At 73.2% G+C, this 13,455-nt stretch carries 13 protein-coding genes; 10 read left to right on the plus strand and 3 right to left on the minus strand.

Annotated features, from left to right (window positions below; translation table 11 throughout):
* Window positions 1-85 precede the first annotated feature (85 nt).
* The 6 genes from ACFC0G_RS02795 to ACFC0G_RS02820 all read left to right on the plus strand — a co-directional run bounded on the left by ACFC0G_RS02795 (window position 86) and on the right by ACFC0G_RS02820 (window position 7,839).
* Window positions 86-874: a TIGR03084 family metal-binding protein gene (locus tag ACFC0G_RS02795; protein ID WP_376396061.1), complete on the plus strand. Its 789-nt coding sequence runs from the start codon at window positions 86-88 to the stop codon at window positions 872-874.
* A complete protein-coding gene (locus ACFC0G_RS02800) occupies window positions 874-2,613 on the plus strand; it encodes an acyclic terpene utilization AtuA family protein (RefSeq protein ID WP_376396064.1) in 1,740 nt (579 codons plus the stop codon). The genes ACFC0G_RS02795 and ACFC0G_RS02800 overlap by 1 nt, the downstream gene beginning before the upstream one ends.
* Window positions 2,610-4,208, plus strand: a complete 1,599-nt coding sequence (locus tag ACFC0G_RS02805; RefSeq protein WP_376396067.1) for an acyl-CoA carboxylase subunit beta — start codon at window positions 2,610-2,612, stop codon at window positions 4,206-4,208. The genes ACFC0G_RS02800 and ACFC0G_RS02805 overlap by 4 nt, the downstream gene beginning before the upstream one ends.
* A gap of 40 nt (window positions 4,209-4,248) precedes the next feature.
* Window positions 4,249-6,132, plus strand: a complete 1,884-nt coding sequence (locus tag ACFC0G_RS02810; protein ID WP_376396070.1) for an acetyl/propionyl/methylcrotonyl-CoA carboxylase subunit alpha — start codon at window positions 4,249-4,251, stop codon at window positions 6,130-6,132.
* Window positions 6,129-7,262 (plus strand): acyl-CoA dehydrogenase family protein, encoded by a 1,134-nt coding sequence (locus ACFC0G_RS02815; protein ID WP_376396073.1) that lies wholly within the window; start codon window positions 6,129-6,131, stop codon window positions 7,260-7,262. The genes ACFC0G_RS02810 and ACFC0G_RS02815 overlap by 4 nt, the downstream gene beginning before the upstream one ends.
* Before the next feature lie 97 nt (window positions 7,263-7,359).
* Window positions 7,360-7,839: a hypothetical protein gene (locus tag ACFC0G_RS02820; protein WP_376396075.1), complete on the plus strand. Its 480-nt coding sequence runs from the start codon at window positions 7,360-7,362 to the stop codon at window positions 7,837-7,839.
* 2 nt (window positions 7,840-7,841) lie between these two features.
* On the opposite strand, the gene ACFC0G_RS02825 is transcribed toward ACFC0G_RS02820, so the two are convergent.
* The 3 genes from ACFC0G_RS02825 to ACFC0G_RS02835 form a co-directional block, all read right to left on the minus strand.
* Window positions 7,842-8,387: a hypothetical protein gene (locus tag ACFC0G_RS02825; protein ID WP_376396078.1), complete on the minus strand. Its 546-nt coding sequence runs from the start codon at window positions 8,385-8,387 to the stop codon at window positions 7,842-7,844.
* Between the two features lie 113 nt (window positions 8,388-8,500).
* Window positions 8,501-8,662 carry a hypothetical protein gene (locus tag ACFC0G_RS02830; protein WP_376396080.1) on the minus strand — a complete coding sequence of 54 codons (162 nt, stop codon included), beginning with the start codon at window positions 8,660-8,662 and terminating at the stop codon, window positions 8,501-8,503.
* Entirely contained in the window at window positions 8,653-9,783 is a 1,131-nt protein-coding gene (locus ACFC0G_RS02835; protein WP_376396083.1) for a glycosyltransferase family 2 protein, read from the minus strand. Before ACFC0G_RS02835 ends, ACFC0G_RS02830 begins: the two co-directional genes overlap by 10 nt.
* A gap of 534 nt (window positions 9,784-10,317) precedes the next feature.
* Here ACFC0G_RS02835 and ACFC0G_RS02840 point away from each other — a divergent pair.
* The 4 genes from ACFC0G_RS02840 to ACFC0G_RS02855 all read left to right on the plus strand — a co-directional run.
* Entirely contained in the window at window positions 10,318-11,910 is a 1,593-nt protein-coding gene (locus tag ACFC0G_RS02840; protein ID WP_376396086.1) for an AMP-binding protein, read from the plus strand.
* The gene (locus ACFC0G_RS02845) at window positions 11,907-12,641 is read left to right on the plus strand and encodes an enoyl-CoA hydratase family protein (protein WP_376396089.1); all 735 of its coding nucleotides are present in this window, start codon (window positions 11,907-11,909) and stop codon (window positions 12,639-12,641) included. The genes ACFC0G_RS02840 and ACFC0G_RS02845 overlap by 4 nt, the downstream gene beginning before the upstream one ends.
* Complete coding sequence (locus ACFC0G_RS02850) at window positions 12,629-13,207, plus strand: TetR/AcrR family transcriptional regulator (protein ID WP_376396092.1); 579 nt, start codon at window positions 12,629-12,631, stop codon at window positions 13,205-13,207. The genes ACFC0G_RS02845 and ACFC0G_RS02850 overlap by 13 nt, the downstream gene beginning before the upstream one ends.
* Before the next feature lie 115 nt (window positions 13,208-13,322).
* A partial coding sequence (locus ACFC0G_RS02855; RefSeq protein ID WP_376396177.1) for a transposase occupies window positions 13,323-13,455 on the plus strand: 133 nt, incomplete at its 3' end.

The following is a 13,455-nucleotide window of genomic DNA, read 5'->3' on the forward strand; positions in this document are numbered from 1 at the left end:
GCCGTCGTCGTGTCATCGCCGTGCCGCCGTCGTGCCGCCGTCGTACCGTCGCCGCGCCGTGGCCGTGTCCCGAGGGGAGCGCACCGTGTCCGATCCCGCCGTCGTCCTCGACGATCTGCGCGAGGAGAGCGAGGAACTCGACGTCCTCGTCAGCGAATTGAGCGTGGAGCAGTGGGGTGCGCCGACCCCCGCGCCCGGCTGGACCCTCGCCCACCAGATCGCCCACCTCGCCTGGACCGACCGGGCGGCCCTCCTTGCCGCCACCGACCCCGAGGCCTTCGCCGTCGAGGCCGGGAAGGCCCTCGCCGCCCCCGACCGCTTCGTCGACGAGGGCGCGGAGGAGGGCGCGAAGCTGCCGCCCGCCGAGCTCCTCGCCGCCTGGCGCGCGGACCGCGAGCGCCTCCAGGAGGCCCTCCGCGCGGTCCCGCCCGGTGCCCGATTCCCCTGGTACGGGCCGCCGATGAGCGCCCCGGCCATGGCCACCGCCCGGCTCATGGAGACCTGGGCGCACGGCCAGGACGTCGCCGACGCCCTCGGGGCCGTCCGCGTGCCCACCGCCCGGCTCCGGCACGTCGCCTGGATCGGCGTCCGGGCCCGCGACTACGCCTTCCTGGTGCGGGGCGTCCCGGCACCCGCCGAGCCCTTCCGCGTCGAACTCGTCGGAGTCGACGGGGAGGTGTGGGCGTACGGCCCCGAGGGCGCGGCCCAGACCGTCACCGGCCCCGCCCTCGACTTCTGCCTCCTCGTCACGCAGCGCGTCCACCGCGACGACACCGCCCTCGTCGCGCACGGCCCCGACGCCGAGCGCTGGCTCGGCATCGCCCAGGCCTTCGCGGGCCCGGCGGGCACCGGCCGCACGCCCCGGGAGGCGTAGTGGTCCTCCGTATCGGCAACGCCTCCGGTTTCTACGGCGACCGCTTCGACGCCGTCCGCGAGATGCTCACCGGCGGCGAACTCGACGTCCTCACCGGCGACTACCTCGCCGAGCTGACCATGCTCATCCTCGGCCGCGACCAGCTCAAGGACCCGTCCGCCGGGTACGCGAAGACCTTCCTGCGCCAGATGGAGGAGGGCCTCGGCCTCGCCCACGAGCGCGGGGTCCGCATCGTCGCCAACGCGGGCGGCCTGAACCCCGCAGGACTCGCCGAGGCCCTGCGCGCCCTCGCCGCGAAGCTCGGCCTGCCGACCCGGATCGCCCACGTCGAGGGCGACCGACTCCCGTCACCCGACGGCGTGTTGACGGCCAACGCCTACCTCGGCGGGGCCGGCATCGCCGCCTGCCTCGCCGCCGGGGCCGATGTCGTCGTCACCGGCCGGGTCACCGACGCCGCCCTCGTCACCGGGCCCGCGCAGTGGCACTTCGGCTGGGGCCCGGAGGAGTACGACAGGCTGGCGGGCGCGGTCGTCGCCGGGCACGTCCTGGAGTGCGGCACCCAGGCCACCGGCGGCAACTACGCCTTCTTCGCCGAGCACGACCCGGCCGCCCTGCGCCGCCCCGGCTTCCCGCTCGCCGAACTCCACGCCGACGGCAGCGCCGTCATCACCAAGCACGCCGGTACGGGCGGACTCGTCGACGTCGGTACGGTCACGGCCCAGCTGCTGTACGAGACGGCCGGCGCCCGCTACCCCGGCCCCGACGTGACGGCCCGGCTCGACACCGTACGGCTCACGCAGGTCGGCCCCGACCGGGTCCGGATCCACGGCGTCACGGGCGAGGCCCCGCCCCTCACCCTCAAGGTCGGCCTCAACCGGCTCGGCGGCTTCCGCAACGAGGTGGTGTTCGTCCTCACCGGCCTCGACGTCGAGGCCAAGGCGCGGCTGGTCCGCGACCAGACCGAGGACGCCCTGGAGCGAGCCGGCTCCCGGCCCGCCGAGGTCCGCTGGGAGCTGGTCCGCACCGACCGGCCCGACGCCGCCACGGAGGAGACGGCGAGCGCGCTGCTCCGCCTCGTCGTCCGCGACCCCTCCCCGGAGGCCGTCGGCCGCACCCTCACCGGCGCCGCGATCGAACTGGCCCTCGCGAGCTACCCCGGCTTCCACGTCACCGCGCCCCCCGGGAAGGGCGCCCCCTACGGCGTCTTCGGGACCGCGTACGTCCCCGCCGCCGACGTCCCGCACACGGCCGTCCTCCCGGACGGCACCCGCGTCCCCGTCCCCACCGCCGTGGCCGCCCCCGTCCCCGTCCCGCCGAACAGCGCGGACCTGCTCCCCGTCCCCGTACCGCCGAACAGCGCGGACCTGCTCCCCGTCCCCGACCTCCCCCCGCCCCTCCCGTACGACTCCACGCGTCGCGCCCCCCTCGGACGGATCGCCGGCGCCCGCAGCGGCGACAAGGGCGGCGACGCCAACGTCGGGGTGTGGGTCCGCACGGAGGAGGAGTGGCGCTGGCTCGCGCACGCGCTCACCGTCGAGACGTTCCGCGAACTCCTCCCGGAGACCGCCGGCCTGCCCGTCGAGCGGCACGTCCTCCCGCACCTCAGGGCCCTGAACTTCACCGTCGCCGGAATCCTCGGCGAGGGCGTCGCCTCCCAGGCCCGTTTCGACCCCCAGGCCAAGGCCCTCGGCGAGTGGCTCCGCTCCCGGCACCTGGACATACCGGAGGTACTCCTGTGACCGTCCTCGCCTCCGCCCTCGACACCGGCGGACCCGAGTACCGAGAGCACCGCGCCGCGATGCTCGACAAGCTCACCGCCCTCGAAGCCGAACACGCCAAGGCCCTCGCGGGCGGCGGCGAGAAGTACACGGCCCGGCACCGGGGGCGCGGCAAGCTCCTCGCCCGCGAGCGCATCGAGCTGCTCGTCGACCCCGACTCGCCGTTCCTCGAACTGTCGCCGCTCGCCGCCTGGGGCAGCGACTACCAGGTGGGCGCCTCGCTCGTCACCGGCATCGGCGTCATCGAGGGCGTCGAGTGCCTGATCACGGCCAACGACCCGACCGTGCGCGGCGGCGCCTCCAACCCGTGGACGCTGAAGAAGGCCCTGCGGGCCAACGAGATCGCGTTCGCCAACCGGCTGCCCGTCGTCTCGCTCGTCGAGTCGGGCGGCGCCGACCTGCCCTCCCAGAAGGAGATCTTCATCCCCGGCGGGGCGCTCTTCCGCGACCTCACGCGCCTCTCGGCCGCCGGCATCCCCACCGTCGCGGTCGTCTTCGGCAACTCGACGGCCGGCGGCGCGTACGTCCCCGGCATGTCCGACCACACCGTGATGATCAAGGAGCGGTCGAAGGTCTTCCTCGGCGGTCCGCCGCTCGTGAAGATGGCGACGGGGGAGGAGAGCGACGACGAGTCCCTCGGCGGCGCCGAGATGCACGCCCGGACGTCCGGCCTCGCCGACCACTACGCCGTCGACGAGGCGGACGCGCTCCGCCAGGCCCGCCGGATCGTCGCCCGCCTCAACCACCGCAAGGCGCAGGCCGATCCGCCGCTCGCGACGCCCCCGAAGTACGACGAGGACGAACTCCTCGGGATCGTCCCCGGCGACCTCAAGACCCCCTTCGACCCGCGCGAGGTGATCGCCCGGATCGTCGACGGCTCCGACTTCGACGAGTTCAAGCCGCTGTACGGGACCTCGCTCACCACCGGATGGGCGTCCCTGCACGGCTACCCGGTCGGCATCCTCGCCAACGCGCAGGGCGTGCTGTTCTCCGCCGAGTCGCAGAAGGCGGCGCAGTTCATCCAGCTCGCCAACCAGCGCGACATCCCGCTGCTCTTCCTCCACAACACCACCGGCTACATGGTCGGCAAGGAGTACGAGCAGGGCGGCATCATCAAGCACGGCGCGATGATGATCAACGCGGTCGCGAACTCGCGCGTCCCCCATCTGTCCGTCCTCATGGGCGCGTCGTACGGCGCCGGGCACTACGGCATGTGCGGCCGGGCGTACGACCCCCGCTTCCTCTTCGCCTGGCCGAGCGCGAAGTCCGCCGTCATGGGCCCGCAGCAGCTCGCCGGTGTCCTGTCGATCGTGGCGCGGGCTTCCGCAGTGGCGAAGGGGCAGCCGTACGACGACGAGGCCGACGCCGGTCTCCGCGCGCTCGTCGAGGCGCAGATCGAGTCGGAGTCCCTCCCGATGTTCCTTTCGGGGCGGCTGTACGACGACGGGGTCATCGACCCCCGCGACACCCGCACGGTCCTCGGGCTGTGCCTCTCCGCGATCCACACGGCACCGGTCGAGGGCGCGCGCGGCGGCTTCGGCGTCTTCCGAATGTGAGGCACACCTTGATCACCTCCCTCCTCATGCGAGGCACACCTTGATCACCTCCCTCCTCGTCGCGAACCGTGGCGAGATCGCCTGCCGTGTCTTCCGCACCTGCCGTGAGCTGGGCATCTCCACGGTCGCCGTGTACTCGGACGCGGACGCCGACGCCCTGCACGTCCGGGAGGCCGACACGGCCGTACGGCTGCCGGGGGCGGCGCCCTCGGAGACGTACCTGCGTGGCGACCTGATCGTGAAGGCGGCGCTCGCGGCGGGCGCCGACGCCGTCCACCCCGGCTACGGCTTCCTCTCCGAGAACGCCGCCTTCGCGCGGGCCGTGACCGACGCGGGCCTGCTCTGGATCGGTCCGCCGCCGGAGGCGATCGAGGCGATGGCCTCGAAGACCCGCGCGAAGGAACTCCTGGGTGTCGAGCCCCTGACCGACGTCACGGCGTCCGACCTCCCCGTCCTCGTGAAGGCGGCGGCGGGCGGCGGCGGCCGGGGCATGCGGATCGTCAGAGAACTCGCCTCCCTCCCAGAGGAGTTGAGGGCCGCGTCCGCCGAGGCGGCGAGCGCCTTCGGTGACGGCGAGGTCTTCGTCGAGCCGTACGTGGAGAACGGCCGGCACGTCGAGGTGCAGCTCCTCTGCGACACCCACGGCACGGTCTGGGCGCTCGGCACCCGCGACTGCTCCCTCCAGCGCCGGCACCAGAAGGTGATCGAGGAGGCCCCGGCGCCCGGCCTGCCGGCCGCCCTGGAGGCCTCCCTCCTGGACACGGCCGTCCGCGCGGCGAAGGCCGTCGGGTACGTCGGCGCGGGCACGGTCGAGTTCCTGGTGGCGGACGGCCGGGCGCACTTCCTGGAGATGAACACCCGGCTCCAGGTCGAGCACCCGGTGACGGAGGAGGTGTACGGCGTCGACCTCGTCGCCCTCCAGCTCGCCGTGGCGGAGGGCCGGGAGCTGCCCCCCGAGCCGCCGGCCCCGCACGGCCACGCGATCGAGGCCCGCCTCTACGCGGAGGACCCGGCCCGGGAGTGGGCGCCCCAGACGGGTCTCCTGCACCGCTTCGAGATCCCCCGCGAGGGCCGCGTCCGGGTCGACACCGGGTACGTCTCCGGCGACGGCGTCGGCATCCACTACGACCCGATGCTCGCCAAGATCGTCGTCCACGCCCCCACCCGCGCCGAGGCCGCCCGCAAGCTCGCCCACACCCTGGAGCGGGCCCGGATCCACGGCCCCGCCACCAACCGGGGCCTGCTCGTGGCGTCCCTCCGCCACCCCGAGTACGCCTCCCCGGACGTGCTCGACACCGGCTTCTACGACCGCAACCTGCCCGCCCTGACCACCGCCCCGGAGGGCGAGCGGTACGCGGCCGTCGCCGCCGCCCTCGCCGCAGCCGCCGCGAACAGGTCCAGGTTCGGCGGTGGTTGGCGCAACCTCCGCTCCCAGGACGAGACGAGGACGTACGGGGAGCACGAGGTCCGCTACCGGCCGACGAGGTCCGGCGGCTTCGAGGTCACGGCCCCCGAGGGGGTACGGGTCGTGGCGGCGTCCCCCGGCCGCGTACGGCTCGAAGTAGCGGGAGTCGTCAGGGACTTCACGATCGACGCGTACGGCGACGGCGCCGTCCACTCGGGCCCCCACCGGCTGGCCGTCCGCCCCCGCTTCACCGACCCGAGCGAGCAGACCGCCCCCGGCTCCCTGCTCGCCCCCATGCCCGGCACCGTCGTCAGGGTCGCGGACGGCCTCGCCGTCGGCGACCGGGTCACCGCCGGACAGCCCCTGCTCTGGCTGGAGGCCATGAAGATGGAGCACCGCGTCACCGCTCCCGCCTCCGGCACGCTCACCGCGCTCCACGCCGCCCCCGGCCGCCAGGTCGAGGTCGGCGCCCTGCTCGCCGTCGTACAGACCGAAGCAACGGAGGAAGACCCCGTATGAGCACCGACATCGAGCCGCAGGAACACACCGAACTCCGCGCCGCCGTCTCCGCCCTCGGCCGCCGTCACGGCACCGGCTTCGACCGGGCCGCCCTGTGGGCGGAGGCCGGGAAGCTCGGCTACCTGGGCGTGAACCTTCCCGAGGAGTACGGCGGCGGGGGCGGCGGCATCGCCGAGCTGTCGATCGTCCTGGAGGAGACGGGCGCCGCCGGGGCCCCGCTCCTGATGATGGTCGTCTCGCCCGCCATCTGCGGCACCGTGATCGCCCGCTTCGGCACGGAGGAGCAGAAGCGGACCTGGCTTCCCGGCCTCGCCGACGGCTCCCGGACGATGGCCTTCGGCATCACCGAGCCCGACGCGGGTTCCAACTCGCACCGCATCACGACCACCGCCACCCGCACCGAGGACGGCTGGGTCCTCAACGGCCGGAAGGTCTTCGTCTCGGGCGTCGACATCGCCGACGCCACCCTCATCGTCGGCCGCACGTCGGACGCCCGGACGGGCAACCTCAAGCCCTGCCTCTTCATCGTCCCGCGTGACGCGCCGGGCTTCGGCCGCCGGCACATCGAGATGGAACTCGCCGCCGACGAGAAGCAGTTCGAGCTCACCCTCGACGACGTCCACCTCCCGGCGGACGCCCTCGTCGGCGACGAGGACGCGGGGCTCCTCCAGCTCTTCGCCGGCCTCAACCCCGAGCGGATCATGACGGCCGCGTTCGCGATCGGCATGGGCCGCCACGCGCTGGAGCGGGCGGTGGCGTACGCGAAGGAGCGCCAGGTCTGGAAGGCCCCCATCGGCGCCCACCAGGCCATCGCCCACCCCCTCGCCCAGGCCCACATCGAACTCGAACTCGCCCGCCTGATGATGCAGAAGGCGGCGAAGCTCTACGACGCGGGCGACGACCTCGGCGCGGGCGAGGCCGCCAACATGGCCAAGTACGCCGCCGCCGAGGCCTGTGTGAAGGCCGTCGACACGGCCGTCCACACCCTCGGCGGCAACGGCCTCACCAAGGAGTTCGGCCTGGCCCGGCTGGTCACCGCCGCGCGCGTGGCCCGGATAGCCCCGGTCAGCCGCGAGATGATCCTCAACTACGTGTCGAGCCACACCCTGGGGCTGCCCAAGTCGTACTGAGGTATGAGCGCGGATCTGGCTCCACGGTGCGACGACGGCGGCACCGTGGGGGCAGGAGAGTGCGGGACGTCAGCCCAGCGAGGGTGAGGAGCCCGAGATGTCCCCGACCGCCAGAACCCCTGTCCGTACCGCCGCGCGCGCGTTCCTCGCCCTCCCGTGCGGCCTGGCGGCGGTCGCGCTGACCCTGACGGGGCAGCGTGACCAGGCCGCCCGCCTGAGGAACCGGCTGACGCACGACGGGACCGGCGGCATGACCGGGGCCGGGACCGGTGCCGATGGCTGGACCGGCAGCCGGGTGCTCGGCCGGGCCGTGCTCGGGCTGCCGCTGGACGCGGCGGCCTTCGCACTCGTCGGGTACGCGCTGTTCAACACGGTCCGCAACCTCGGCTACCCGATCTGGTACCTGGACACCGACTACCACCAGGCCTGGGGCGGCCCGACGATGGCCGGCGTCTGGTCGGTCCACGCCGCCGGCTGGCTGCTGTGCCTCGCCGTGCTGCTCCACTGGCCGGTGCGGTGGCTGGCCCGCGGACAGTCCGCGCTGGACCGCCGCACGGCGCGCACGGGCGCCCGGTGACGTCAGTCCACGCCGCCGCCGGCCACGGCATCGTCCGCTCGCCGCAGTTCCCCGCAGATGAGGACCATGATCGCCGCTCCGGCGAGCATGGTCCCGGGGATCGCCAGGGCGGCACCTTGGGTGCTCTCGCGTAACTCCGCGTACTCCTCGGCTCCGATCTCCACGGTGCCGCGGTGCCCCCGGGCCGTATCGAAGGCGTAGTGGCGGCCGTCGCGGGCCTCGGGGTCCTGGAGACTTCCTTCGCCCACGGTGATCGCGACGAAACTCACCAGCATCCCGGCCCCGAACAGCACCCCGGCTGTCAGCTGTACCCGGCTGGGCAGGCAGCGGAAGGCCGACCACTGGCGGCTGCGGTCGGCCCCGCTCGCCATCCCACGGAGGACGGCGGTGCCGATTACCGGGAAGAGGGAAGCGAAGCCGACTGCCGCCAGGGTCCGGGGCGAAGGCAGCGGAAGCCGCCCCGGCAGCAAAGTCAGCGCCGCCACCAGCAGCATCAGTGCGCTCAGCCCGCCCGCGAGCGCGGCATGGACCTTGAAGCTCGTTCGCATGGAGGCACAGTCGCGCCTACGCCCGCCCCACCGCACTGCCCGCGCACGGCAGTCTCGGCCCCCCTTTCCTGCCGGGAGTCACCGGTCCCGGGAGCCCGGGGCAGGCTCGTGGGTCAGCGGGGTGTGGACGAGCCACGGATCGCGCGCGCGTCGCGGCGGCGGCGGGGGAAGGCGGCGAGGTAGCAGACCAGGGTGAAGAGGAGGATGGAGAGGCTGACCGTGAGGCCGGCGAGGGCGAAGGGGCCGAGGTCGGCGAGGCTGCGGGTCAGGCCCATGTCGCGGTCCTCGCGGTGTAGGAGCGCCAGAGCGAGGTGCCCATCCAGTACGTGCGGATGAGCTGGAACACCAGCTCCGGCAGGAGGAGGGCGCAGGTCAGCATGGCCTTCCAGCCCAGGGGGGCGACCCGTACGGCGGAGAAGAGGGACGAGGCGAGCAGGATGATCAGCCAGAGCGGATCGCCGGCGCCCTCGCCGCTCGCCACGGCCTCGCTCACCCAGACGGACATCCAGGCGAAGCTGTAGGCGAAGCCGAGCAGGCCGAGCACGTACTGGACGATGGAGAGCCGTGTGTGCCGGGTCCAGCCGCGCTGCCGCATGATGTCGAGGGTGCCGCGGACCCAGCGTTCCCGCTGGCGCACGAGGTCACCGAGGCGGGGCATCAAGTCCGTGTAGGCGACGACGTATTGGTTGGCGGTCACGCGCCAGCCCGCCTCCTTCAGGGCGAGCGTGGTCTCGTAGTCCTCGACGAGGTTGCCGCTGTGCTGCCAGAAGACCTCGTCGCGGGCGTCGATGAGTTCCTGGAGGGCGGTGGCGCGGTAGAAGGACCCGGCGCCCGCCATGGTGTGCACGCCGCGGCGCGCCCGGGTGTGGGCGTACCGGCCGTACTCGATGATCTGCATGCCGGTCAGGAAGCGCTGCCAGGGGTTCGCCCACAGTCCGGTCCTGCCGTAGCAGGTGGCGCTGACGCCGCCGAGGGTCGGGTCGGACTCCATGACGTGGCGGGCGCGGGCGACGAACTCGGGGTGGAGGCTGGTGTCGGCGTCCATGACGAGGACGTACCGCGCGGTGTCGCTGAGCCGTCCGGTCTCCGCGCCGAGCCGGGCGAGCGCGTGGTTAAGGGCGCCGGCCTTCTTGTGCGGGTTGTCGGGGAGGTTCAGGACGCGGGTCGGCGGGTTGCCGGGCCGTGCGGCGAAGTCGAGGGCGGCCCGTTCGGTGCCGTCCGTCGAGTTGTTGACGACGACCACGATCAGGTCGGGCCGCCGGGTCTGGGTCGCGAGGGACTCCAGGGAGGAGAGGATCTCCGCCTCCTCGTTGCGGGCCGGGATCACGACGACGGTGTCGTGGAGGGCCGCTCGCGGGGCGGTGTCGGGAGGGGTGAGTAAGGCCGAAGCAGCCATGGGGAGGCTCCAGTTGGTCGTGGATCGAAAGGTCCAGCACACGACGCTGTGCACCTGGTTCACCGGGCTGAATCCATGATCACACACCGGGGTGACTTGGTCCGTACCTGTCCCGGTATGCAGGATCGTGGGGCCATACGGCGTTCTTTTTCCGGCAACTTCCCTGATGCGCCCAGGAGTTCGGACTGGGGAGGAAGGGGTGTTTTCGGGCGGCCCGTGCGGGGCGACGCCGGAAACCTTTCGCTTCCCGTTCACCGCACGGAATCACGCGCCGCGCAAGCGCCCCGCGCAAGCGCCCCGCGCAAGCGCCCCGCGGTCACCACCCGTGCCCGCGCCCTGCGCAAGCGCCCCGCGATCACCACCCGCGCCCGCGCCCCGCGATCGCGATCCCCGCCCCGCGATCACGCCCGCAAAATCATGCATGCGTGCTTGATTGTTCTTCCGGGTCCTGACAGGGTCTCCCCAAGTCGCACCGGTACCAGCGATCCTGGCGCTCGCCTTCCACCTCTCCCTCCCACCTCTCAGGGGGCTCGCATGGTGTTCCACAGCGCGTACGAGGACGTTCCGACCGTCTCCCTCGCCATCCACGACGCCGTGCTCGGCCGCGCCGCGGAGTTCGGCGACGCCCCGGCCCTGATCGACGGGGCCGGCGGGGACGGGGCGCTGACCCTCACGTACGCCCAGGTCGACGCCTTCCACCGGCTCGTCGCCGCCGGCCTCGCCGAAGCGGGACTCCGCAAGGGCGACGTGCTCGCCCTGCACAGCCCCAACACCGTGCTCTTCCCGATCGCGTTCTACGCCGCCACCCGCGCCGGCGCCTCCGTCACCACCGTCCACCCGCTCGCCACGCCCGAGGAGTTCGCGAAGCAGCTCCGGGACTCGTCCGCGCGCTGGATCGTCACCGTGTCACCGCTGCTCCCCGCGGCCCGCGCGGCGGCCGAACTCGCGGGCGGCATCGAGGAGATATTCGTCTGCGACCAGGCCGAGACGGAGGGCGTCCGCTCGCTCCAGTCCTTCCTGGCCGCCACCGGCCCGGTCCCGGATCACCCGATCGACCCCGACGAGGACATCGCGGCCCTCCCGTACTCCTCCGGCACCACCGGCGTCCCCAAGGGCGTCATGCTCACCCACACGTCGATCGCCACCAACCTGGCCCAGCTGTCCCCGCTGGTCCCGATGGGCCCGGGCGACCGCATCCTCGCGGTCCTCCCCTTCTTCCACATCTACGGCCTGACGGCCCTCATGAACGCCCCGCTCCGCCAGGGCGCCACCGTCGTCGTCCTGCCCCGCTTCGACCTCGACACCTTCCTCGGCGCGATCCAGAAGCACCGCATCAACGGCCTGTACGTGGCTCCGCCGATCGTCCTCGCCCTCGCCAAGCACCCGGCCGTCGCCGCCTACGACCTCTCCTCCCTGGAGTACATCGTCAGCTCCGCCGCCCCGCTCGACGCGGCCCTCGCCGCGGCCTGCTCGGCCCGGCTCGGACTGCCGCCCATCCGGCAGGCGTACGGCATGACGGAGCTCTCCCCGGGCACCCACGTCACCCCGCTCGACGTCCCCAGCCCGCCGCCCGGCACCGTCGGCAAGCTGCTCCCCTCCACCGAGCTGCGGATCCTCTCCCTCGACGACCCCTCGCGGGACGCCGCACCGGGCGAGGCGGGCGAGGTCGCCATCCGGGGACCGCAGGTCATGAAGGGGTACCTGGGCCGCCCCGACGCCACCGCCGCGATGGTCGACGGCGAGGGCTGGCTCCACACCGGCGACATCGGGCGGGTCGACGACGACGGCTGGCTGTTCGTCGTCGACCGGGTCAAGGAGCTCATCAAGTACAAGGGCTTCCAGGTCGCCCCGGCCGAACTCGAAGCCCTCCTCCTCACGCACGACGGCATCGCCGACGCCGCCGTCATCGGCGTCACCGACGCCGAGGGCACGGAGATCCCCAAGGCCTACGTGGTCCGCCAGCCCGCCACCGACACCGCGTCCGGCCTCACCTCCGAGGACGTCGTCGCGTACGTCGCCGAACGCGTCGCCCCGTACAAGAAGGTCCGCAGCGTGGAGTTCGTCGAGAGCATCCCGCGGGCGGCGTCCGGCAAGATCCTCCGCAGGGAATTGAGGGACCGCGCATGACCCCGTCCACGCCCCTGGTCGTCGTCACCGAACAGCGCGGGATCACCACCCTCGCCCTCGACTCCCCGGCCACCCGCAACGCCCTCTCCACCCGCCTCGTCACCGAACTCGCCGACGCGCTCACCGCCTGCGGCAAGGACCCGGCGGTCCGGGCGGTGGTCCTCACCCACACCGGCACCACCTTCAGCGCGGGCGCCGACCTGAAGGCCCCGGCCAGCCCGTACGCCTTCGTGGACCTGCTCCGCCAGCTCGTCGAACTGCCGAAACCCGTCGTCGGCCTGGTCACGGGCCACGCCAGGGCCGGCGGCCTCGGCCTGCTCGGCGCGTGCGACATCGTGATCGCGGGGGAGGCCGCGGACTTCGCACTCACCGAGGTACGGATCGGGGTCGCGCCGGCGGTCATCTCCCTCACCCTCCTCCCGAAGCTCGACCCGCGCGCCGCCGCCCGCTACTACCTGACGGGGGAGCGCTTCGGCGTCGCCGAGGCGATCGCCATGGGCCTGGTCACGGCCCCCGCCACTGCACTCGACGGCATCCTCGACGCCTTCCGCGCCGGCTCCCCGCAAGGCCTGCGGGAGGCGAAACGGCTGGTCACCGCTAGAGTCCTGGAAACCTTCGAACGCGACGCGGAGGACCTGGTGCAGAGGTCGGCCACGCTCTTCGCCTCCGCCGAGGCGCGCGAAGGGATGACGGCCTTCCTCGAACGACGGGACCCGGAATGGCGGCTGTGACCGCACCCAAGCAGGACAGGAGCCGCGCCACCCGGCAGCGGCTCCTGGAGGCCGCCGTGGCCTGCCTGGCCGAGCGCGGCTGGGCGGGGTCCACCGTCGCCGTCGTCGCCGAACGGGCCGGTGTCTCCCGGGGTGCGGCCCAGCACCACTTCCCGACCCGCGAGGACCTCTTCACGGCGGCCGTCGAGTACGTCGCCGAGGAACGCTCGCAGGCCCTGCGCGCCCTGCCGTCCCGTGACCGCCACGAGGCCGTCGCGGCGCTCGTCGACCTCTACACCGGGCCGCTGTTCCGGGCCGCGCTCCACCTCTGGGTCGCGGCCTCCGACGAGGCCCAGCTCCGGGACCGCGTCACCGAGCTGGAGGCCCGCGTCGGCCGCGAGTCCCACCGGATCGCCGTCGAGCTCCTGGGCGCCGACGAGTCCCGCCCGGGCGTCCGCGAAACGGTCCAGGGCCTCCTCGACATGGCCCGCGGCCTGGGCCTCGCCACCCTCCTGACGGACGACCGCGCCCGCCGGGAACGGGTCGTGGCCCAGTGGGCGCGGCTGGTGAACGAGGCGCTGGCGTAGGGGCCGAGGCCCTAGGGAGTCAGGGGCTAGAGGTCAGGGGCTAGAGGGCCAGGTAGCCAGGGCCTGTCCAGCCCCTAGGGCGTGTCCGCAATGTCGGTCGGTCGTTACTCCGTTCGTGGTGCGACGTCATGAACTGACTGATCAGGCCTGGGAAGTGATCGGGCCGTTGCTGGCTCCGCCGCGGATGGGTCGTCCGGTCCGGGACCGGCGGCAGGTCCTCAACGGCATCCTGTGGAAGCTGTCCACGG

It is taken from the genome of Streptomyces sp. NPDC056169, from assembly GCF_042268445.1.
GTDB lineage: Bacteria > Actinomycetota > Actinomycetes > Streptomycetales > Streptomycetaceae > Streptomyces.

Excerpts from the sequence above, each read along its gene's own strand:
- ACFC0G_RS02815 (WP_376396073.1), top strand. The coding sequence starts at position 6,129 with ATGAGCACCGACATCGAGCCGCAGGAACACACCGAACTCCGCGCCGCC.
- ACFC0G_RS02820 (WP_376396075.1), top strand. The coding sequence starts at position 7,360 with ATGTCCCCGACCGCCAGAACCCCTGTCCGTACCGCCGCGCGCGCGTTC.
- ACFC0G_RS02825 (WP_376396078.1), bottom strand. The coding sequence starts at position 8,387 with ATGCGAACGAGCTTCAAGGTCCATGCCGCGCTCGCGGGCGGGCTGAGC.
- ACFC0G_RS02830 (WP_376396080.1), bottom strand. The coding sequence starts at position 8,662 with ATGGGCCTGACCCGCAGCCTCGCCGACCTCGGCCCCTTCGCCCTCGCC.
- ACFC0G_RS02835 (WP_376396083.1), bottom strand. The coding sequence starts at position 9,783 with ATGGCTGCTTCGGCCTTACTCACCCCTCCCGACACCGCCCCGCGAGCG.
- ACFC0G_RS02840 (WP_376396086.1), top strand. The coding sequence starts at position 10,318 with ATGGTGTTCCACAGCGCGTACGAGGACGTTCCGACCGTCTCCCTCGCC.
- ACFC0G_RS02845 (WP_376396089.1), top strand. The coding sequence starts at position 11,907 with ATGACCCCGTCCACGCCCCTGGTCGTCGTCACCGAACAGCGCGGGATC.
- ACFC0G_RS02850 (WP_376396092.1), top strand. The coding sequence starts at position 12,629 with ATGGCGGCTGTGACCGCACCCAAGCAGGACAGGAGCCGCGCCACCCGG.